The sequence below is a fragment of the Paraburkholderia sp. EG287B genome, from assembly GCF_040965595.1.
Taxonomy (GTDB): Bacteria; Pseudomonadota; Gammaproteobacteria; order Burkholderiales; family Burkholderiaceae; genus Paraburkholderia.
This window is the reverse complement of record NZ_JBFRCG010000010.1, coordinates 345,757-366,292: the sequence shown is the minus strand read 5'-3', so window position 1 is coordinate 366,292 and position 20,536 is coordinate 345,757. Positions and strand designations below refer to the sequence as shown.

The 20,536-nt window shown below is 66.7% G+C and carries 23 protein-coding genes; 13 read left to right on the top strand and 10 right to left on the bottom strand.

Annotated features, from left to right (window positions below; genetic code table 11):
• A complete protein-coding gene (locus AB4Y40_RS20510; RefSeq protein WP_368689323.1) occupies positions 1–768 on the top strand; it encodes a TIGR00730 family Rossman fold protein in 768 nt (255 codons plus the stop codon).
• Between the two features lie 89 nt (positions 769–857).
• Here AB4Y40_RS20510 and AB4Y40_RS20505 read toward each other — a convergent pair whose 3' ends face one another.
• Positions 858–1,784, bottom strand: a complete 927-nt coding sequence (locus AB4Y40_RS20505; RefSeq protein WP_368689322.1) for a transcriptional regulator GcvA — start codon at positions 1,782–1,784, stop codon at positions 858–860.
• Positions 1,785–1,884: 100 nt separating this feature from the next.
• On the opposite strand from AB4Y40_RS20505, the gene AB4Y40_RS20500 reads away from it, so the two are divergent.
• A complete protein-coding gene (locus AB4Y40_RS20500) occupies positions 1,885–2,490 on the top strand; it encodes a chromate transporter (protein ID WP_368689321.1) in 606 nt (201 codons plus the stop codon).
• Positions 2,487–3,014 (top strand): chromate transporter, encoded by a 528-nt coding sequence (locus AB4Y40_RS20495; protein WP_368689320.1) that lies wholly within the window; start codon positions 2,487–2,489, stop codon positions 3,012–3,014. Before AB4Y40_RS20500 ends, AB4Y40_RS20495 begins: the two co-directional genes overlap by 4 nt.
• Positions 3,015–3,116: 102 nt before the next feature.
• Here AB4Y40_RS20495 and AB4Y40_RS20490 read toward each other — a convergent pair whose 3' ends face one another.
• The gene (locus AB4Y40_RS20490; protein WP_368689319.1) at positions 3,117–4,643 is read right to left on the bottom strand and encodes an AMP nucleosidase; all 1,527 of its coding nucleotides are present in this window, start codon (positions 4,641–4,643) and stop codon (positions 3,117–3,119) included.
• Between the two features lie 214 nt (positions 4,644–4,857).
• Between AB4Y40_RS20490 and AB4Y40_RS20485 the strand changes: the two genes are divergently transcribed.
• The 3 genes from AB4Y40_RS20485 (at position 4,858) to AB4Y40_RS20475 (ending at position 7,240) form a co-directional block, all read left to right on the top strand.
• Positions 4,858–5,265, top strand: coding sequence for a hypothetical protein (locus AB4Y40_RS20485; RefSeq protein ID WP_028202960.1), 408 nt, complete (start codon positions 4,858–4,860; stop codon positions 5,263–5,265).
• Between the two features lie 173 nt (positions 5,266–5,438).
• A complete protein-coding gene (locus tag AB4Y40_RS20480) occupies positions 5,439–6,446 on the top strand; it encodes a homoserine kinase (protein ID WP_368689318.1) in 1,008 nt (335 codons plus the stop codon).
• The gene (locus tag AB4Y40_RS20475; protein ID WP_368689317.1) at positions 6,437–7,240 is read left to right on the top strand and encodes a BPSS1780 family membrane protein; all 804 of its coding nucleotides are present in this window, start codon (positions 6,437–6,439) and stop codon (positions 7,238–7,240) included. Before AB4Y40_RS20480 ends, AB4Y40_RS20475 begins: the two co-directional genes overlap by 10 nt.
• A 94-nt stretch (positions 7,241–7,334) precedes the next feature.
• On the opposite strand, the gene AB4Y40_RS20470 is transcribed toward AB4Y40_RS20475, so the two are convergent.
• On the bottom strand, positions 7,335–7,514 hold the full coding sequence (locus AB4Y40_RS20470) for a DUF3563 family protein (protein ID WP_042269847.1): 180 nt from the start codon (positions 7,512–7,514) through the stop codon (positions 7,335–7,337).
• Between the two features lie 101 nt (positions 7,515–7,615).
• A complete protein-coding gene (locus AB4Y40_RS20465; RefSeq protein ID WP_368689316.1) occupies positions 7,616–8,797 on the bottom strand; it encodes a PHB depolymerase family esterase in 1,182 nt (393 codons plus the stop codon).
• A 288-nt stretch (positions 8,798–9,085) separates the two neighbouring features.
• Between AB4Y40_RS20465 and AB4Y40_RS20460 the strand changes: the two genes are divergently transcribed.
• Positions 9,086–9,787, top strand: a complete 702-nt coding sequence (locus tag AB4Y40_RS20460; RefSeq protein ID WP_368689315.1) for a phosphatase PAP2 family protein — start codon at positions 9,086–9,088, stop codon at positions 9,785–9,787.
• A gap of 40 nt (positions 9,788–9,827) precedes the next feature.
• Here the strand turns inward: AB4Y40_RS20460 and AB4Y40_RS20455 are convergent, their stop codons facing one another.
• Positions 9,828–10,754 (bottom strand): TOBE domain-containing protein, encoded by a 927-nt coding sequence (locus AB4Y40_RS20455; protein ID WP_368689314.1) that lies wholly within the window; start codon positions 10,752–10,754, stop codon positions 9,828–9,830.
• A 91-nt stretch (positions 10,755–10,845) separates the two neighbouring features.
• Positions 10,846–12,507, bottom strand: coding sequence for a CHAD domain-containing protein (locus tag AB4Y40_RS20450; RefSeq protein ID WP_368689313.1), 1,662 nt, complete (start codon positions 12,505–12,507; stop codon positions 10,846–10,848).
• Between the two features lie 234 nt (positions 12,508–12,741).
• Between AB4Y40_RS20450 and AB4Y40_RS20445 the strand changes: the two genes are divergently transcribed.
• Both AB4Y40_RS20445 and ppk2 read left to right on the top strand, forming a co-directional pair.
• Entirely contained in the window at positions 12,742–12,960 is a 219-nt protein-coding gene (locus AB4Y40_RS20445) for a YdcH family protein (protein ID WP_028202952.1), read from the top strand.
• A 202-nt stretch (positions 12,961–13,162) separates the two neighbouring features.
• A complete protein-coding gene (gene ppk2 / locus AB4Y40_RS20440; protein WP_368689312.1) occupies positions 13,163–14,254 on the top strand; it encodes a polyphosphate kinase 2 in 1,092 nt (363 codons plus the stop codon).
• A 13-nt stretch (positions 14,255–14,267) separates the two neighbouring features.
• Here ppk2 and AB4Y40_RS20435 read toward each other — a convergent pair whose 3' ends face one another.
• Entirely contained in the window at positions 14,268–15,830 is a 1,563-nt protein-coding gene (locus tag AB4Y40_RS20435; RefSeq protein ID WP_368689311.1) for an intermembrane transport protein PqiB, read from the bottom strand.
• Between the two features lie 174 nt (positions 15,831–16,004).
• Positions 16,005–16,616: a DUF3313 domain-containing protein gene (locus AB4Y40_RS20430; protein ID WP_368689345.1), complete on the bottom strand. Its 612-nt coding sequence runs from the start codon at positions 16,614–16,616 to the stop codon at positions 16,005–16,007.
• Between the two features lie 193 nt (positions 16,617–16,809).
• Between AB4Y40_RS20430 and AB4Y40_RS20425 the strand changes: the two genes are divergently transcribed.
• Positions 16,810–17,361, top strand: a complete 552-nt coding sequence (locus AB4Y40_RS20425) for a TetR/AcrR family transcriptional regulator (RefSeq protein ID WP_368605187.1) — start codon at positions 16,810–16,812, stop codon at positions 17,359–17,361.
• A gap of 66 nt (positions 17,362–17,427) precedes the next feature.
• On the opposite strand, the gene AB4Y40_RS20420 is transcribed toward AB4Y40_RS20425, so the two are convergent.
• Positions 17,428–17,811: a tautomerase family protein gene (locus tag AB4Y40_RS20420; RefSeq protein WP_028202948.1), complete on the bottom strand. Its 384-nt coding sequence runs from the start codon at positions 17,809–17,811 to the stop codon at positions 17,428–17,430.
• Positions 17,812–17,911: 100 nt separating this feature from the next.
• On the opposite strand from AB4Y40_RS20420, the gene AB4Y40_RS20415 reads away from it, so the two are divergent.
• On the top strand, positions 17,912–18,763 hold the full coding sequence (locus tag AB4Y40_RS20415; protein ID WP_368689310.1) for a LysR family transcriptional regulator: 852 nt from the start codon (positions 17,912–17,914) through the stop codon (positions 18,761–18,763).
• Between the two features lie 7 nt (positions 18,764–18,770).
• Here AB4Y40_RS20415 and AB4Y40_RS20410 read toward each other — a convergent pair whose 3' ends face one another.
• The gene (locus tag AB4Y40_RS20410) at positions 18,771–19,271 is read right to left on the bottom strand and encodes a hypothetical protein (protein ID WP_368689309.1); all 501 of its coding nucleotides are present in this window, start codon (positions 19,269–19,271) and stop codon (positions 18,771–18,773) included.
• 183 nt (positions 19,272–19,454) lie between these two features.
• On the opposite strand from AB4Y40_RS20410, the gene AB4Y40_RS20405 reads away from it, so the two are divergent.
• Together AB4Y40_RS20405 and AB4Y40_RS20400 are read left to right on the top strand one after the other, a co-directional pair.
• Positions 19,455–19,817 carry an MbcA/ParS/Xre antitoxin family protein gene (locus tag AB4Y40_RS20405; RefSeq protein WP_133183928.1) on the top strand — a complete coding sequence of 121 codons (363 nt, stop codon included), beginning with the start codon at positions 19,455–19,457 and terminating at the stop codon, positions 19,815–19,817.
• Positions 19,814–20,515: an RES family NAD+ phosphorylase gene (locus AB4Y40_RS20400; protein ID WP_368689308.1), complete on the top strand. Its 702-nt coding sequence runs from the start codon at positions 19,814–19,816 to the stop codon at positions 20,513–20,515. Before AB4Y40_RS20405 ends, AB4Y40_RS20400 begins: the two co-directional genes overlap by 4 nt.
• The last annotated feature ends 21 nt before the right edge of the window (positions 20,516–20,536 follow it).

Genomic DNA, 20,536 nt, shown 5'->3' with positions numbered 1-20,536 from the left:
ATGGACAAGAGAAAAGTGATTCCGAGTCTGCGTTCACTCGCAGATCAAGAGCGCGCGACGGCCAAGAAGGCGCGCGCATCGTGGCAGATGTTCACGATTATGGCAGAGTTTATCGAGGCGACCGAGTACCTGTCCGAGATCCGGCCAGCGGTCAGCATCTATGGTTCCGCCCGCCTGAAACCGGAGTCGGAGTACTACCAGCTCGCCACCACCATCGCGCGCAAGGTGTCCGATGCGGGCTTCGCCGTGATCTCCGGCGGCGGCCCCGGCATCATGGAAGCCGCGAACCAGGGCGCGCATGCGGGCAAGTCGCCTTCCGTGGGCCTGAACATCGAGTTGCCGCACGAGCAGTCGGGCAACCAGTGGCAGGACATCTCGCTGCGCTTCCGCCATTTCTTCACGCGCAAGGTCACCTTCGTGAAGAACTCGGACGCCGTGATCGTCATGCCCGGCGGCTTCGGCACGCTCGACGAACTGGCCGAGGTGCTCACGCTCATCCAGACGAAAAAATCGCGTCACGTGCCCATCATTCTGGTGGGCGCCGCATTCTGGAAGGGCCTGCTCGACTGGTTCCGCTCGGCGCTCGTGCCCATGGGCCTCATCAATCCCGAAGACATGAATTTGATGCAGGTGATCGACGACCCGGACCAGGTGCTCGAAGCCGTTCTCAAGTTCTACGAAGATGCGGACACCGCCGAAGATACCGGCAAGGAACACCCGGCGCGCCGCGACCGCGACTCCGACGAAGACCGGATGTTCTATCTCTGATGCACCGCTTGCGGCGCGGCGTGCGGATGGCCTGCGGTTGACGTTTCCGTAGGCCTGCGCACCGCTCGCGCCTCAGCGCATCACTCCCCTCATGCTTTCTCCGCGCTTGTGGGCACGCCGGATGCACCGAGCGGCGCCCGCGCGCTCGCCTGCTCCTCCAGCCAGCGGCAAAACTGCACGACGAGCGGCGCTTGCGCCACCTCGCGGCGCGCCACCCACCAGTAGCCGCGCGCGTCGAGATGCGGCCCCGCGAGCGGGGTGACGAGCCGCCCCGACGCGAGCTCGTCGTCGAGCAGCGGCAGCGGGCCGAGCGCGACACCCAGACCATCCACGGCGGCCTGCAAGGCCAGATAGAAGTGGTCGAACGACTGCTTCTTGCGGCATTTGGCTTTCACGCCTGCGGCCGCGAGCCAGGTGCGCCACGCATCGGGCCGCGTGTCCGAATGCAGCAGCACGTGGCGCGCCAGATCGCTCGCCTGATGAATCGGCGCGCGTTTGAGCAGCGCCGGACTGCACACCGGCAGTTCCATCTCGTCGAGAAAATGACCGGCCTCGCAGTCGCGCCAGTGGGCCGGACCGCGCCGTACGGCCACGTCGAAGCCTTCGAGCGTCTCGACCGGGGCGTTCGAGGTGGACAGGCGCAACTCGACGTTCGGCGCGAGCCGCTGAAACTGCGAGAGCCTCGGCAGCAGCCATTTCATCGCGAAGGTAGGCAGCGCGCTCACGCGCAGCACGTGCACCACGCCCGTGTCGCGCAGCTGGCTGGTTGCGCGCGCGATGTCGTCGAATGCCGACTGCACGGCGGCGAGGTAGCGCCGCCCGTCCTCGGTCAGCGCGACCCGCTTGCCGTGCCGGTGAAACACCTGCACGCCGACCCACGCCTCGAGCGCGGCCACCTGCCGGCTGATGGCACCGTGAGTCACATTGAGTTCGCCCGCCGCGGCAGAGAAGCTGTTGTGCCGCGCGGCGGCTTCGAACGCGCGCAGCGCGGGAAAGGGCGGAAGGGAGTGTGCCATGCTTGTGAGTGTAGATCACAAGAGCGCGCCATAGAAATCGTTTTGCCGCGCGCGCGAATGGGCTTAATCTCCGAACTTGCCTCAGAGGTCCCTTCCATTCATGAAACAACCCATCTCCTCGCCCGCCGCAGCCGGACATGGCACGGACGACGGCCTGCATACGCCGACGGTACGCGATCTGTTCCTCGGCTTTCTCGGTCTCGGCTTCACGTCGTTCGGCGGCGCACTGCCGTTGGCGCGCCGCACCATCGTCGAGCAGCGCCGCTGGCTCACCGCCAGCGAGTTCACCGATCTGCTCGGCCTCTGCCAGTTCTTGCCGGGCGGCAACGTCATCAATCTCTCGGTCGCGCTCGGCATGCGTTTCCATGGATGGCGCGGCGCGCTCGCCGGCATCCTCGGCCTGATCGCGGGTCCGTCGCTCGTCGTGATCGGGCTCGGCGTGCTCTACGAGCGCACGCAAGACGACCCGCATGTGCGGCATCTGTTCGTCGGGCTCGCCGCGGCTGCCGCCGGGCTGCTCGTCTCGATGGCGCTGAAAATCGTGCTGCCGCTGCGGCGCGATCCCGCCGCGGCCGTCGTCGCCGCGCTCGGCTTCGTGGCCATCGCCGTGCTGCGCACGCCGCTCTTGCCCACCATGCTCGTGCTCACGCCGATCGGCATCGCGCTCGCGGCCCGCGCGGCGCGCAAGGAAGGAGGCTCGCGATGAGCGCCACACTCGTTGCGCTCGCCGCGATCTTCGGCCAGCTCTCGCTGCTCGCTTTCGGCGGCGGCAACACGATCCTGCCCGAGATGCAGCGCCAGGTCGTCGAGGTCCACCACTGGATGCCGGCGAGCGAGTTCAGCGCGCTATTCGCGCTCGCCCAGGCCGCCCCGGGCCCGAACATGATGGTCGTGACGCTGGTGGGCTGGCACGTGGCCGGCTGGGCAGGCATGCTGGTCACGTCGATTGCGAAGTTCGGGCCGTCGTCGCTCGTCACGATCGCTGCGCTGCATGCGTGGAATCGCTTCAAGGACCGCCCGTCGCGGCGCATCGCGCAAAAGGGCCTCGTGCCGGTGACGGCGGGCCTCGTGGCCGCGAGCGCCGTGCTGATCGCGAGAGCCTCCGATCCTTCGTGGATCGCCTGGGCGATTACCGGCGTATGCGCCGTGCTCGCGTTTCGCACGAAGATTCACCCTCTTTGGCTGCTTGGCGCGGGGAGTCTGATCGGGTTGACGGGGATCGGGCAGTAAGCGACCGGCGGCAAATGATTCGGTATCCGAATTGATGCAAGGCAACAGCGCAATTCGACAGGCTGGCCGGCGCTCACCATGCGCCAGCCAGCCATCAAGCGTCTACTGAAACGCCACCTCCGCAAAGCTGCGCAATTTCCGGCTATGCAGCTTGTGCAGGCCATTCGTGCGCAGAATCTCCATCGCCTTCACGCCGATCTGCAGATGCTGATCGACCTGCGCGCGATAGAACGAATCGGCCATGCCCGGCAGCTTGAGTTCGCCGTGCAGCGGCTTGTCGGACACGCACAGCAAGGTGCCGTACGGCACGCGAAAGCGGAATCCGTTCGCGGCGATGGTCGCGCTTTCCATGTCGAGCGCGATCGCGCGGCTCTGTGAGAGGCGCTGCACCGGCTCGCGATGATCGCGCAGCTCCCAGTTGCGGTTGTCGACGCTCGCCACCGTCCCCGTGCGCATCACACGCTTGAGTTCCACGCCGTCGAGCTTCGTGACCTCCGCGACCGCACGCTCGAGCGCGAGCTGCACTTCAGCGAGTGCCGGAATCGGCACCCACAGCGGCAGATCGGCATCGAGCACATGATCCTCGCGCACATAGCCGTGCGCGAGCACGTAGTCGCCCAGACGCTGCGTGTTGCGCAAGCCCGCGCAGTGGCCGAGCATGATCCACGCATGCGGACGCAGCACGGCAATGTGGTCGGTGATCGTCTTCGCGTTCGACGGCCCCACGCCGATGTTGACCATCGAGATGCCGCTGCCGTCCGCACGCTTGAGGTGATAGGCCGGCATTTGCGGCAGGCGCGCGGGCGCCTTGCCTTCGTCGTCCTGTTCGCCCAGGTTCGCGTTGTAGGTCACCACGTCGCCGGGTTCGACAAACGAGGTGTATTCGCTGCGATAGTTGCGCAGGTCGGCGTCGTCGGTGTGCGCCATCATCGCGCGGCCGAGCTTCACGAACTCGTCGATATAGAACTGGTAGTTCGTGTAGAGCACGTAGTTCTGCACGTGCGTGGGCGACGTCGCCGTGTAGTGCTTGAGCCGGTGCAGCGAAAAGTCCACGCGCGGGGCGGTGAAGAGCGCAAGCGGATGCGGCTCGCCCGGCTCCGGCTCGTAGGTGCCGTTTACGATGCGGTCGTCGAGCTGCGCGAGATCGGGCGTATCGAACACGTCGCGCATGGCGAAGAGACGCTCGCGGTCGAGATCGCCTTCGAGGTGGATGCCTTCGGCGAACGCGAAGTGCACGGGAATCGGCTGATCCGACACGCCCACTTCGATGGCCACATGATGGTTCTTCGCCAAGAGGCGCAACTGCTCGCGATAGTAGTTGCCGAAAAGATCGGGCCGCGTGACGGTCGTCTCGAACACGCCGGGGCCCGCCACGAAGCCATACGAGCGGCGCGAGTCGATATGCGTGTTGACGTTGGTGCGAATGCGCACGAACGGATAGCACGCGCGCACGCGGCGCTCGAACGCCTCGCCGCGGCGATAGCGCGCAAACGCGTCGCGCAGGAACGACGTATTCGCTTCGTAGATGCTCGAGAGGCGCGCCACGGCGTCGGCGGCGTCTTCGAAGAATTCGTCCGGGAAGTCGTGCGCCGGCGTCATGAGGGGCCGCAGGTAGCTATCGTTGTTCATCTTCGTTGCCTCTCCGTTTGATGGGTCCACATTACCACGGAAGGTGCGACTTTCTGGCGACCGACCTCGCCGCGCCCGGGGCTTTTGAAGCACCCGCCACGCACGGGCCGCGAGCGCCGCGCACCGCCCGCCGGGCGCGGGCCGCAGCGCTTGCGCGACATGGGGCAAAGCGCCCGGATTTGCTAGAATTGGGGCATCCCATCGGAGAAAGACCATGAAGTCGCACCTTCTTGCCGCCGTCGCGGTGACGCTCGCTTTCAGCGGGGTCGCCATGGCCGCGCCGGCCGACGACGCAAAGACCGCCGTCGAGGCACAATCCGCGCAATCGGAGAACGAACGCGCGGGCCTGCCCGATCTGGCTGCGATCAACAACAAGCCGGCCGCACGCGTCACCTCGAAGGTCAACATCAACGACGTGCCGCGCGTGCCCAGCTATCACGAAGTGAGCCCGAACGGCACCGAAATCACCGAGTTCCGCGACAAGGGCAAGCCCGTCGAGATCAACGTGCATTCGAACTTCGGCACGCGCTACACGATGAGCGCGAACCCCGACACCTCGCCGCAAGTGCGCAACAACGGCCAGGCCAGCACGCGCCTGCCGTCGATCAACCTGCATTACTGAGCCATCCGGGCGCGGGCATGCCTTTAAGGGGCATGCCCGCGCCAACGCCATGTGCGCCGCCCCATGAGCCGGGCCGCGGCCATCGCGCCTGAGCCGGACACGCCTGCAAGCCCCTCGGGCAGCACTTCGCAGCGTTCGCCGACCCGCCATTACCAATCAACCGACCTTCTTGCATGGCCGTCTTCACCGCTGTCACCGACCAAGAGCTTGCCCAATGGCTGCGCGACTACGATCTCGGCGATGTCGTCGAATTTCGCGGCATCCAGTCCGGCATTGAGAACAGCAACTTCTTCCTGACGACGACGCGCGGCGAATACGTCCTGACGATCTTCGAAAAGCTGACGGCCGAACAACTGCCGTTCTACCTCGACCTGATGCGGCACCTCGCCTCGCATCGCGTGCCGGTACCCGACCCCATGCCGCGCAAGGACGGCGCGCTCTTCGGCCTGCTGCAGGCCAAGCCCGCGGCCATCGTCTCGAAGCTCGAAGGCAAGCCCGAACTCACGCCCGGCGTGGAGCACTGCGCGGAAGTGGGCCAGATGCTCGCGCGCCTGCACCTGGCGGGCCGCGACTACCGCGGCGACCAGCCGAATCTGCGCAGCCTTTCGTGGTGGGAAGAAACGGTGCCGACGGTGCTGCCGTTTCTGGACGACGCCCAGCGCACGCTCCTCACGAGCGAACTCGACCACCAGCGCGCATTCTTCGGCTCGGCCGACTATGCGGCGCTGCCGGGCGGTCCGTGCCACTGCGACCTGTTCCGCGACAACGCGATGTTCGCGCACTCGCACCCCGCGCCGGGCCACGAAGTTCGGCTGGGCGGCTTTTTCGACTTCTATTTCGCCGGCTGCGACAAGTGGCTCTTCGACGTGGCCGTGACCGTCAACGACTGGTGCGTCGACCTCGCCACCGGCAAGCTCGACACGGCGCGCGCCGACGCGCTCCTGCGCGCCTACCAGACGGTGCGCCCGTTCACGCCCGAGGAAACGCGGCACTGGATGGACATGCTGCGCGCAGGCGCGTACCGCTTCTGGGTCTCGCGCCTGTATGATTTCCACCTGCCCCGCTTGGCCGAGCTGCTCAAGCCGCACGATCCCGGCCACTTCGAGCGCATCCTGCGCGAGCGCCTCGCCGGCAGCGAGGCGGGCTCCCATCACGCCTTGCCCCATCGCCCATGCAACTAATTGAAGTCCCCGCGAAGACGGGCTACGTCTGGTTCCGCCAGGGTATCTGGCTGTTCCGCCGCAATCCGCTCGCGTTTCTCACGCTGTTTTTCGCCTATTTGCTGGCGATGACGCTGATTTCCGCGATTCCCGTGATTGGCGGCGTGCTGCCGCTGCTGTTCGTGCCCGGCGTGGCCGTCGGCTTCATGGCGGCGTGCCGCGACACGATCGCGGGCAAACCGGTGTTCCCGACCATTCTGATCGACGGCTTTCGTTCGTACGGCAGCAACGTGGCGAAGCACCTGCTGGCGCTCGGGGCAATTTACGTGGCGGCGATGTTGCTGGTGCTGGCCGCGTCTGCGTTCGTGGACGGCGGCGCGCTATTGCGGCTGATGACGATCGGCGGCGACCTCGACGCGGAAGCGCTCGCCAACAGCGACGTGCCGCTCGCGGTGCTGGCTTCGCTGCTCTGCTACGTGCCGGTGTCGATGCTGTTCTGGTTTGCGCCCGTGCTCACGGCGTGGCACGACGTGCCGCCCGTGAAGGCCATGTTCTTCAGCATTGTGAGCTGCTGGCGCAACAAGGGCGCGTTCATGGTGTACGGGGCGCTGTGGTTTGCCGTCTCGACGGTCGTATCGATCGGCCTGTCGACGCTGCTGCGCGCGCTCGGCGCCGGCGACTTCACGGTCGCGATCCTGATGCCCGCGCTCATCATCGTGACGACGATGCTCTATTGCTCGTTCTACGCGACCTACCGCGGCTGCTTCGGCGTGCAGGAAAAGCAGGCCGCCGAAATGCCGGACTCGGGCCGCTGAACGGCGCGGCACGTCCTTCACGCGCACCATGCAAAAACGGCGCCTTTTGGCGCCGTTTTCATTTCGCCCCGCTAGCGGGGCGCAGCATTCCTGCTTAGCCGTAGTGGTTCATCCACGACGGGTGGCGCGTGGCCTTCTCGCGATCCATCTTGCGCATGCGGAACTCGAGATCGTAGATGTCGACGGACTGCGCGAGATACGCTTCTTCGCGCTGCTGGCGGCGAGCTTCGGCGGTTTCGGAGAGGAACAGGAAAAGACGGCTGAGCAGGTACATGATTTGGCCCTTCTTTGACGGGCACGTGCCCGCGAATCGAATGAAGCCATTATAGGGTAAACCCTGTTAAGGGTAAACCCCTAAGTTACCCGTAGTCGCTTTTAACCAACGTCCTGTGTCAATTCGGCGTCGTAGGCCTCGTCGAAGGCCTCGCGGCGCTGGGCCTCGAAAAAGTCCCAGATCAGCGTGCTCGCGTCCGGTCCCGTCGAGGAATGGAACGGCACGGTGTCGTCGCCGCCGCTCCAGGCGTGGTCGAGGTCCGCCACGCGGCACAGCCGCACGACGCTCGCACCGTCGAGCTCGTAATCCTGCTCGCGATAACCGTCCTTGAAGGTCTCGCGCGACACGACGCCCTGACGCACGCCGCGCGTATCCGCAAGTCCGTTCAGGCGCAGCAGTTGCAGCGCGAGCTGTTCCGCGTTGACGGGCGCGACGACGGCGTCCGCCTCGCCCTGCACGACGATCGCCGGCATGCCCGGATGGATGCGCGCGCCCAGTTGGGTATCGACGAGCGCCACCGGCTCGTGGTGCACGCCGCGCCGCATCACATCGAGCGCCGTCACGCCGGAGCGTGCTTCACCGAAAGCGGGGCCGGAATGCAGTGCAATGGCGGCGAAACGGCTGGGCGAGCGCACCGCGAGCAGCATCGCGAGCCCCGCGCCCGCCGACAAACCCGCCAGATAGATGCGCGAGCGGTCGAAGCCGTGCTCCTCGACGAGCGCATCGACCAGCGAAACGACGGACGCCGCTTCGCCGCCACCCGCCGCGTCGCGCGCGTCGTACCAATGCCAGCACTGGTGCGGGTGCGCGCGTTCCGACTGCTCGGGATACACCACCGCGAAACCATGGCGGTCGGCGAGCAGATTCATGCGGGTGCCTTCGGCGAAGGAATCCATCGACTGCTTGCAGCCGTGCAGCATCACGACGACGGGCATGCCCTTCGTCTTGCGCCCCGGCGGCAGATAAAGCCCGTAAGGCAGCGAGCGCCCGGCATGCTGGTCGTTCGCCGGTACAAGGTGCTCCGCGCGGCGCCATTCGCCCGCGGCCCAGGCGGCCGCGCGCGGACCCACGCGCGACTCGCGCACCGGCGCGCCGCTGCGCGCCTGCGTCGGCGTGACGTGTTTGGCCGCCTGCTCGGCTGCGGCCTGAGCGGCGCGCCAGATTGCCTGCGGCCTGGGTGCATCGCTCCCCGCGCCTTTCAGGGCGTCGCGGGCCGCCCGGGTCTGGATGGCGAGCAGACGTCGCATGCCACCAGCCCATAGCTTCGTCAGATTTTTCGTCATCTATGGCCTCGTAAAAGGGTCTGACACATCGTGGCGTTTTGCCGCGATCCGTCGTTGTGCAACGCACAATAACACCATTTGGATGACGCTGCAGATCGGACAGGCTGGATTCTGTCCGGGCGTGCGTTCGTCGAGGCACGCCTTCGTCTATGCGGGGCAGCTATACTGGATGCGTGTCTCACGCGCGTGTCGGCCAGCCAGGCGGCTCGCGCGTTAAGTCGCTATGAAGTAGCGGTTAAGCACCTGCAACCCCAGGATCCTTCTTCTGACAGCCGGCAGCGCGGACTCATGCCAGATTTGCCCATTCACCTTTGGTACTCGATTACCAACCTCGGCGGCGCAGGGCTCACCCTGCCGCTCGCGTTGGCAATCGCGCTGTGGCTGATGGTCGGCTATTCGTGGCGCATGGCGGCGAGCTGGGTGCTGGTGCTCGGCCTGGCGATCGGCCTGGTGACGCTTACCAAGATCGCGTTTCTCGGCTGGGGTGTGGGGGTAAGAGAACTGGATTTCACGGGGATCAGCGGCCACGCCATGTTGTCCACGGCCGTCTATCCCGTTGCGTTTTTCCTGATGCTGCAAGGCGCGCCGTCCTTCGTGCGTGCCACAGGCGTGACCATAGGCCTCGCGGTGGGACTCGCAGTCGCGCTCTCGCGCGTAGTGCTCGACGCTCACTCGCCTTCCGAGGCTGTCACGGGCTGCGTGGTCGGGGCGCTCACCGCGCTCGTGTTCGCGCGCTACTGGTGGCAGGCACAAGCCCGGCGAATTTCAGCGGCGGCCGTCGCGCTGAGCCTCGCGGCGCTGACTATCGCATTGCACAACGTGCATGTGCCCACGCATCGCTGGGTCACGCACATCGCGCTCACGGTTTCGGGTCACGACCGGCCCTACGTGCGTGCCAAATGGAAGGCCAACCGCCCCAACCGCGCGCCGGTCGCGCCCGTCTCGCAAACCCGCAACGGCCTCACGCCCCCCGCCCAGCGCCACGCCTGAACCATCCGCCTGACTGGCGGCCGCCGGTGTCGTTCGCCGCTCAACCGGCCACCCCTAGCAGCACGCTCGAAGCCTTGAACACGGCCGTCGCCGCTTGTCCTGCGGCGAATCCCAGCGCGTCCACGCTCGCTTCGGTCACGATCGCGGCGATCACGGCGCCGCCCGGCAGGGCGAGCGTCACCTCGGCGTTCACGGCGCCGCGCCGCACGACCTCGATCGTCCCGCTGAGCCGGTTGCGCGCCGAAAGCCGCTCGGCGTCTTCCGCGCTCGCGACCAGCACGACCGACGTCGCCTTCACGAGCGCCACCACGGGCGCGCCCGCGGCAAGCCCGAGCGCTTCGGCGCTCTCGTGCGTGATCGTGGCCACAATGCCTTCGCCGCCGGGCAGCGCGATCGACACCTCGTCGTTCACGGCGCCACGCACGATCCCCGAGACGGTGCCGAAGAGCTGATTGCGCGCGCTCGTGCGCATGGCGAAGCGGCCGAGCACGGCGAGGTCGCGCGCGAACCCGCCAGCGTGCACGTCGCCGCCTTCGCCCGAAACGGCCCCGAGCGCGTGCGCCGCACGCTCGATGAAGCGCTGGTGCTCGTGCTCGATGGCGCGAAACGTCCCGACGAGCCGCAGCGCCCGCGGCGTGAGCGTCGTCCCGCCGCCGCCCTTGCCGCCCGTCGCGCGCACCACGAGCGCCTCGCCCGCGAGATTGTTCATGACGTCGACGGCGTCCCAGGCGCCCTTGTAGCTCATGCCGACCGCTTTCGCGGCGCCCGTGATCGAACCGGTTGCATGGATGGCTTCCAGCAGCGCAATGCGCGCCGCGCCACCCAGCATCTGCTGGCCGGACTGAAACCAGACCGAGCCGCCCAGACCCAGTTCCGGCGCTTCCGCGGGTGTTGATGTGTCAGTGGAACCGGTGTCGGCTTGGCCGGCTCCGGTGGATGGGGAGTTCAGGTCAGTGGGATTCATCATGCGCAAAACAAGCCAAACAAAATGAAACGAGCGACGGTTCGGCGCGGCTCGCCAAACCGCTAAGCCGCGCCAACGATTATAGAGACGCGCCTCAGGCGCCGCGCGCCACCTTCGGCTCGCCCAGTTCGCGCAACAGGCGTTCGCCCTCCTTCGCGGTATAGCGCTTGACGGCCTCGCACCAGCCGCGCGCGAAGCCGAGCTGATACGGCTCGGCATCCATGCGCTCGAGGTAGCGCAGGGCCACCGCGGCGTCGTTGCCGTCGCCGAGCACGCTCTGCAGCCGCGCGAGCGAGCGCGCCACCTCCATGCGCGTGCGGCGCGACGTGAGCGTCGCGAAGAATTCGATCGTGTAGCGCAAATACTTCGCATTGATGCGCGCCCGATGACGGCTCGCCTCGTCGATGGCCGTGAGCTTTTGCGTGCTCGCGAGCCGCTCGTAGTAGCGCCGCACGCGCTTCTTCGCGTGGCGGTGCAGCGAAAACCCGGCGCTGCCGGCGTCGTGCGCGCGCCGCGCGAGGAGGTCGAGCCACTGGAGCCACGCCAGCGCCGCGAGCGCGTAGCGCTGCGAAGCCAGCGCCTCGCGCAGCCGCGCGCGCGCGGCGAGCCGTTGCGCGTTTGCCGCGTCGCGAATCGCGTCCCAGCGGCCCGGCTCGACGTCGGCGGTGGCGAGCGCCGGCAGCGTCGATTCGACGAAGACATCGCGGTCGCGCGCATCGCCGAGCAGACCGCCGAGCCATTTGAGCTCCGGCTCGATGCGCGTTTCCCAGGTCTCGTCGCACCAGCGCGAGAAGATGCGCATGGCGGTGCGCAGCCGCCGCTGCGACACGCGCATCTGATGGATGAACTCGCCGTTCGTGCTGTCGCGCACCCCCGCGTCGTTGCCGAACCACTGCGCGCTGATGTTGCGCCCGATCGCCACGAGCGCGGCCTCGGCGGTGGCCGCGCCGGCCAGATCCACGGCTTCGGCCTTGATGGCTTCGGCGTCGCCGGTCACGCTGTCGGCGCTGGCGCGCTCGAGCGCGTCGGTCAGCCGCACGAATGCGGGCAGCGCCCCGATCAGGTCGCCAGCACAGGCAAACAGCGCATCGACGATGGGCCGCTCGTCCTCGCCTTCGGGCCAGGGCGCGCTCACGCGCAACTCGTGCAACTCGTGCGAGTCGGGCGAGTGCGCAGCATCCGCGCCGTGAGTGTCCTGAGCCGGCGGTTCTTGCTGCGCTGCCGACGGCTCGTGCAAATCTTCGTCGAATGTGAGCAGCACCTCGATGCCGTCACGCGGCCACTGCCAGCGGCTGCGCGTCGTCACGAGCGTGGCCGACGCCGCGAGATCGTCCGCGCTGCCCAGCGCCTCGCGAAACGGCTCGGGCGCGGCGTCGAAGAGCGCATGCGCGATGCCGTTCGCATCGAGCGCCGCCTCGAAGATCGGTGCGACCACGGTGACCCCCGGCGTATGAACGCGCCGGCTCGACACGACGACGCGCTGCGTGTCGCCGCGCGATTCAACCGCCACGCGCCAGCCGAGTCCCCCAAGGACGCCGCCGCGGTCGAAGGCGACCGTCGTCACGCGCTCGTGCGCATCGTGCAGCGCCACGAGCGTCGGCAAAGCCGCGCCCAGGCTGGCGGCCCGCTCCGATGGTTTCGGGCCGGCGTGCGCCCTGGACGCCGCTCCCGTGGCGGCGGCGACTTTTTTTGCGCTTTTTCTATCCGGCGCTGCCGGGATCACGACATCCAGCACGATTTCCAGAACGCGATCCATGAACGCTCCAGGGTTCTGTCGGGCGACGGCTTGGAACAGTGCAAGCGGATGGAGAGCCAGGAACTGCGACGACGCGATCGATGGTACACGCGCGCGCGCCTCGATGCCCCAGGTAACGTCCCTGACCCTTCCGGCAACCGGAGTCTGATGATGGTCAAGACTGCCACGACTGGAGGGTGGAAAAATAATCACGTGCCAATTTCTCCCATTTTGCCTGTCTGTAAGGAGTGTTGAGTGTTCCCTGAGTACAGAGATTTGATTTCGCGCCTCAAGATCCAGGACGACCATTTCGCCCGGATTTTTCATCGTCACAACGAACTCGACCAGCAGATCAAGAACATGGAGGCTGGTGTCGTGGCTTCGCACGGCATGGAAGTCGAGCAGCTGAAAAAGGAAAAGCTTCAACTCAAGGACTCGCTCTACCTCATCCTCAAAAAGGCGGCAAACGCCTGAAATCAGGCGGCGTCCGGCGCTGGCCGTTAGCTGGGTTAGCGGGCTGGCGCTGGCCGTCGGCGCGCCGGCTTTTGCCCCGGCGCCGCCCTGCCAGTCAAGCCGCGACGACTTCCCTGCGCGCCATTGCCGCTCGCACTTCGGGGCATCCGCCTTGAATGCGAGTCACTCCGCACGCGCTCCCCTCCCCGCATCCGCCGACACCATGCCCAAATCCATTCCCTGCCCTGCTTCCGACACCGCCGGCCCCGCCGCGCGACTACCGCTCGTCACGCCCCACAGCGCCGAGTTGCGCACGGTCGACAGTGCCGTCGAATCCGCGAGCGAGGCCATCGCGGGCGCTGTCCACGATCTCGTCGCGCGCACTCGCGCCGGGCACAATCCGCCCGCCATGCTGCTCGAGTCGATCGCGGCATTGATGCAAGGCATGTCGCCCGACGAAGCCGCCCAGTTGCGCAGCCTGATCCTCGAAGGCAACCCTGCCGACTGGCGCCCCTCGCGCACGCGCCACCCCGACGAGGAACTCGCCTCCGGCTGGCGCGAAGGCAGCTATCCGTATCGCAATCTGATGTCGCGCCGCGCCTACGAGCGGCAGAAGTATCGGCTGCAGGTCGAACTGCTCAAGCTCCAGGCGTGGGTGCGCGAAACCGGTCAGCGCGTGGTGATCCTGTTCGAGGGCCGCGACGCGGCCGGCAAGGGCGGCACGATCAAGCGCTTCATGGAGCATATGAACCCGCGCGGCGCGCGCGTCGTCGCGCTCGAAAAGCCCACCGAAGTCGAGCACGGCCAGTGGTATTTCCAGCGCTACGTGCAGCATCTGCCTTCGGCGGGGGAGATCGTGCTGTTCGATCGGTCCTGGTACAACCGCGCAGGCGTCGAGCATGTCATGGGCTTCTGCTCGCCTGAGGAATATGCCGATTTCATGCAGCAGGTGCCGGCGTTCGAACGGCAGTTGATTCGCAGCGGCATCCACCTGATCAAGTTCTGGTTTTCGGTCAGCCGTGGCGAGCAGCGGCGGCGCTTCAAGGAGCGCAAGGTGCATCCGCTCAAGCAATGGAAGCTGAGTCCCGTCGATCTCGCTTCGCTCGACAAATGGGAGGCGTATACGCAGGCGAAAGAGGCGATGTTCTCGCAAACGGACACTGCCGATGCGCCGTGGACGGTCGTCCGCTCCGATTGCAAGAAGCGCGCGCGGCTCAATGCCATGCGATTCGTGCTGCACAAGTTGCCTTATGCGAGCCGGGATGCGGAGGCGATTGGGGTAGTCGATCCGTTGCTGGTGAGTCGGGCGCTGTAGTCGGCTTGCCGATTCACGGGTCTGCGCGCTTCCCCCAGATCAATGCCTCGGGGTGGCGTTCGAGATAATCGGCCAGGGCGTTCAGGCTGGCCAGCGTACGCCGCAACCCGGCCAGCGCCTGACGCGTATCGCGCTGCAACGGCGAACTCTCGTCGAGCGTCGCCTGCGCGGAACGAAACGCCTGTTGCGCCGATTCGAGCGTCGAACGCGCAGCCGGCACGAGCTCCGTATCTAGCCGTGCAAACAGGACATTCGACTGCTGCAACGAGGCGTCCAGGTTGCGCCCGATCTCCTGAAGCGGCATACGGTCGAGCCGGCGCACGATATTCGACACCTGATCCTGGAGTTCCTCGAGCGAGTTGGGCACCGTCGGCAGTTCGACCGGCGAGCGCTCCGTGTCCACGCGCGCCGCGGGTGCGTGCGGGAAGATGTCGAGTGCGACGTACTTCTGCCCCGTCAAAAGACTTCCGGTGCGCAGCTGTCCGCGCAGTCCCTGAGCGACGAGCTGTCGCAAGAGGCTCTTGCCCGCCGCTCCCGTGCCGTCGCCGAGCGCGTCGCGGTAGTTGCGGCCGAGCCGCGAGGGATACAGGCTCAGCGTGACCAGCATGTCGAAACGTCCGCTTTCGGGTTGGAGGTCGATCGCGACTGCCGTGACCGTGCCCAACCCGACCCCGCGGAATTCGACTGGCACCCCGACGGACAGCCCTCGCACCGACTGCGCGAAACGCATGCGCACCACGGCAGGCGGACCTTCGTTGGCGCGCATCGCGTCCGTGCGGCTTTCCGCGAGGCGGAAATCCTCCACGCTCGTGGCGGACACGGCGCGCACGCTCCCACGCGGCGTATCGAATGCCAGGCCGCCAGCGAGCAGCGCCGCGGCCGGCGGCGTCTCCAGCCGCATACCGCCGGAATCGAGCTTGAGTTCGACGCCGCTCGATTGCCACCAGCGCGTATCGGACGTGACCAGACAATCGAACGGTCTCCTGACGAAAACGCCGATACGGACGTTGTCGCCGCTGGGCACCAGCGAATAGCCGAGCACCTCCCCGACCTGCACACCGCGAAAATAAACGGGCGAGCCGGCATTCAGCGAGCCGAGCGTTGGGGCGCGAATCACGAAACGCGCGCCCTCCTGGTCGCTGGTGATGGCCGGCGGCGTGTCGAAACCGGTGAACGTGTAGCACGCCCTGAGCGAATGGGCGTCGATATCGACGTCGATCCACGTTCCCGATACGGCGGTCAGGAGCCCGGATATGTTCTTCACGTCGATGCGCGGACGCACGACCCAGAATTTCGTGCCGCACGTGGCGATGTGCGGTCCGGCGGCATCGAGCCTCAGTTCGGCATCGACGCGCTGTCCATCCGCGGACAAACGCAGATGCTCGAGCCGGCCAACGACCACGCCGCGATATCGCACCGGCGTTTTCCCGGCGACGAGCCCGGCGCCGGACACGAAGCTCACGGTGACGTGCGTGCTGCGTTGCGACAGCGCTTGAGCAAGCAGCAGGCCGCCAGCCAGGTTCGCCAGAACCCACGCGGCCCAGACTGCGGCGTGCCACCACCGCCGGTCACTCACAACCTCCCCACGACGACATGCCATACGCGCCTCGCAAATCGGGATGCAAAGGCGAGCGCACGGCCGAACGCGCATGCAAACAAGCTGGAGAGACTCACGGTGCGTTGAGGTTCTGGCGAGAAAGTCGATGAAATTCGGACCGGCGGCGCCCTTTGCCCGCAGGCGGCTTCGCCGTTAGCGCAACTGCTCGACGAGTGCATCGGCGCCCTTGTCGATGCCGGTTTCGGCCGCACTCAGCGAGCCGAACGCGGCGGGCAGATTCATCGCGTTCGGGTATTGCTTCGTCACATAGGCGCGAAGCAGACGCCCTGACGCACTGTCGTAGACCTCCACGGCATACGACACCGAGCCGCTGAACGCCCCCTTGCCGCCCCGGATCGCCTGAACGCCGTTATAGAGATTGCCCGCGATGTCGAAATGCATCGCCTGGCCGATCACGGCCGTCGTTTTCTCCGCGCCGGTCAACGTGAGCTTCACGCGCAGCGTCGCGGGCGACGGCTGGGCCGCCAGATCGAAACGCTTCGATAGCGTGTCGGCAAACGTCTTGTGCATGTAGGCGGCGAGCACGTCCTTGTCCGAGTCCGACAGGTCGCCGAACTGATTGTCGGCGCCTTGATACACCGCGACCGGATCGACGATGACCTGCGAATAGCGCGACCAGAGCACCGGCGCCGCATAACGGAACGGCGTCTGCGCGGCGTCGTGATCCCGGTTCTCCTTGAGCTGCGAAGACGAGGCGAGGCTGCTATAGGCAACGGGCTGCACGCCCGCACACGCCGACAACATCAGGAGTACTACGCAAGCCGAAGACGTGAGAAGAAGACGGTTGTTGAGCACGAAGGCATCCTTTTAAAAGTTGCCGGATACCGCCTGGCATCCGGCCGAGTTCACGACGAGACGAAGCGTAGCATCGGTCTCGGAGGATGTAAACCGTCTATCCGGTTTGTTTGCAATGCGATGCAGGGGTACAATCACGCCCATGGATAACCAGACACGTTCCGAGATTTCCCGCAGAAAGGCGATTGACGCGGCGCTTGCGATCCTGACCCGCGACGGGGTCGGCGGCCTGACATTCGATGCGCTCGCGCGCGAAAGCGGTATCAGCAAAGGCGGGTTGCTACACCAGTTCCGTAACAAACTGGGCGTGCTGCGCGCGCTGCTGGATCGTCAGCGGGAACAATTCGAGCAGATCGCGCAAGATCACCTGGCGGCGGGCGGCCAGGCCCGGGCGGAACCGGTCCTTTCGGCGCAGATCGCGATTTTCAGGGAGTCGATCAACCAGCCGGACTCCGTCGCGCGCGCCGTGCTCGCGGCCCTGGTCGAAAGCCCGGCGCTGCTCGAAGACCTGAAGGCCCAGGACGCGGCCAAGATGGAACAACTGCAGGCCGAGGCCCGCGACCTCGAACTCTCGCTGCTACGCTACTTCGCCGCGAGCGGCATCGCATTCAGCACGCTGCTCGGGCTTTCGGCCGTGCCCGACGCGCTGCGGGAACGGCTTTTCGACCGGCTGCTCGACGAGAAGAAATGGTGATGCGGCCGCCTGGCGAGAGCAATCGCGAGGCATGCTGACGGCCGCATCAGGCGTCAAGCTCCGCGCTCAAGTCGCGTACTGCGCCACCCCGTTCCCGAACGACCAGTTCTCCCGCGCAACATCCACGAGATTCACGAAGACGTCCTCGCGCCGCACCCCCGGATCGCGCGCGAGGTTTTCGGCAATCTGCGCGAACAGCGCCTTCTTCTGATCCTGCCCGCGCGTGTTGCTCACGGCGATCTGGATCATGACCAGATCGTCGCTGCGCTCGATCCCGAGGTAGTGCCGGCCGAACACGAAGTTATCGGCATCGTGCTCGGTGATGATCATGAAGATGTCGTCTTCGGGCGCCTTGAACACCTCCATCAGCGCTTGATGAATGCCCTGCGTGAGCGCCTTGCGATACGTGGCGGGCTTGCCTGCGCGAACTGCGATACGAGTGAACGGCATGTCGATCTCCTGCTTCGGTGGGTTTGAGATGACATCAGCTTAGGCGCGGTCTATCATAATAAACAGGCATAGATAGATATTTCATCAATTTTCATTTGAAATGAAACCACTGGATCTCGACGCCGTGCGCGCCTTCGTGCTCGTCGCCGAGCTGCGCAGCTTCACGCGCGCCGCCGACGCCCTCGACACCACGCAGTCGGCCGTGAGCCTCAAGCTCAAGCGTCTCGAGGCGCATCTGGGCAGGCAATTGCTCGAACGCACGCCGCGCGTCGTGCGGCTTTCGGCCGATGGCCTCACGTTCCTCGCCGCTGCGCGCGACCTGCTGGGCGCACATGAGCGCGCGCTCGGGGCGCTTTCGGGCGACGAGCGGCGGCTCGCGCTCGGCCTGAGCGAGCATGTCGCGGACGCCAACCTGGCCCGCCAGCTCGCCCAGCTTAGCGTCCACGATCCGGGGCTCGTGATCGAGCTGCATCTGGGGCACTCGGCGCACCTGCTCGCGCAGTTCGACGAGCGGCGGCTCGATGCCGTCGTCGTGCGTCAGGACGAAGAGGAGGTGCCACGCGGCGATGGCCGCCGGCTCTTCGCGGAGCCGCTCGTCTGGCTCGCCGCGCCGCAATGGCAGCGGCAGCCCGGCACGGCGCTGCCGCTCGCGCTGCTCGCCGCGCCATGCGCGGTGCGGGCCGCGGCGATTCGCGCGCTCGACGCAGCGGGCGTCGCGTGGACCGAAGTGTTCGTGGGCGGCGGGGTCGCCGCGGTGGGCGCGGCGCTGGCCGCCGGGCTCGCGGTCTCGCCGCTGGCGCGCCGGGTCGCGCCGCGCGAGTTGATCGACGTCGGCGCACGGCTCGGTTTGCCCGCGCTGCCGGTTTCGCAGGTCCTGCTCCACTCGCGGGTGCGCGAGCCGCGATCCGCGGCAACACTGCAATTGCTCGCCTCGGGCCTCGGCACAGGCTAGCTGGCGCTCAGCTCAGGATGGGCGGCAGCGCATGCGGCACGGGAATCGCACGCTGGATGTGCGGCGGCGGCGCATCCACCACGAGCTTGTGGCGTGGCGCGGGCCGCACGGCGGCCGGCTTCGGCGTGGGGCGCTTTTGCGTGACGGTTTTGGGCGCAGGCGCCGCGCCAGCAGTCGGATGATGCGCACGTGCTGCCGCGTGGGCCTCGCCGGGCGTGTGCCGTTGGGCCGCGGCGTGGCCCTTCGCGTGCGGCGGCTTGTCGGCCTTCGCAACATGGTGCGGGGCGCTCGTATGGGTGGAGGAACCCGTCGTATGCGTATGACGTCCGGCCGCGTGCGGCGCGGCACCGCCGTGCCCGCCCCGCGCTTTGGACGCCTGCCCGCCATGCGACTGTTGCCCAGCAGCCGCTCCGTGTCCTGCATGCGCCCCTGCCGTCTTCCCCTGCCCCCATGCCCACACTGGCGCGGCAACTACCATCGCCGCGACCATCAATACGCCTGCCCGCACCTCGTCTCTCCCCAAATGCCGTCCCAATGTCCGGCGAGGATTATACCGAGTCAAAACTTGCAATAATCCATATATGGACTAATATCTACTAAAAGTTCAATTCAGGACTCGACCACCATGCCACCCGCCACTGCTTCCGTCACGCCGTCGCGACGCCCCCGCGCCGAACCCTCGCTCACCGAAATGTCGGCGGCGGGGCTCAGGGCGTTCTTCAACATTGCGCGCGACTGGGACCTGAGCGCCGAAGAGCAGATTATTCTGCTCGGCTCGCCGGGCCGATCCACGTTCTTCAAGTGGAAGCAGTCCCCGCAAACCGCCCGGCTGGGCCGCGACACACTCGAGCGCCTTTCGCTGCTGCTCGGCATCTACAAGGCGCTGCAGATTCTCCTCCCCCAACCCACCTCCGCCGACACCTGGATCAAGCGTCCCAACAGCGCGCCGCCCTTTGGCGGACGGCGCGCGCTCGACCGCATGCTGGCCGGCAACGTCAGCGACCTCGTAGCGGTGCGCCAGTATCTCGACGCAATGCGAGGCGGCTGGGCGTGACGCAAACGAACTGGCAAGACCGCTGGCGCAGCGCGCAGCTCACCTGGTCACCCGCGTTCAGGGTGATTCCCACCCGGTTTCCCGCCGTGAACCTGTTCGACCGCGTGGCTTCCGCGGACGACTTCGAGGCGCTCTATGCGCTCGAAGCGCTCACCAACGACCGGCTGCGCACCGAAACCGGCGACCTCGACCTCGTGCCGCGCGAGGAGCGCCGCTTCGGCCCCGGCTACGGGCCGATCATGGCGGCCTTCACGCATCTGAATCCGCAGGGCAGCCGTTTTTCCGACGGCACCTACGGCGTGTTCTACTGCGCGCGCTCGCGCGCCACCGCCGTGGCGGAAACGCGCTATCACTCGGGGTTTTTTCTCGCGGCCACGAACGAGCCGCCCATCCGCCAGCAAATGCGACTCTATACGGTGATCGCGCATGGCGAGGTAATCGATCTGCGCGACGACCCCGCGCTCGATCCGGGCGTGCTCTCGCCCGACGACTACACGGCCGGCCAGACGCTGGGCCGCGCCGCCCGCGAGGCGCGTGCGCCAGGCATTGCGTATCCGTCGGTGCGCGACGAGGACGGCGAATGTCTCGCCGCCCTCAGCACGACGCTGCTGCGCGCATGCCATCACGCGGCGTATCTGGAATACAACTGGAATGGGCACACCATCGACATGGTGTTCGAGTTGAACCGCATCGTGTAGCCCGAGCGGCCAACGGGAGAC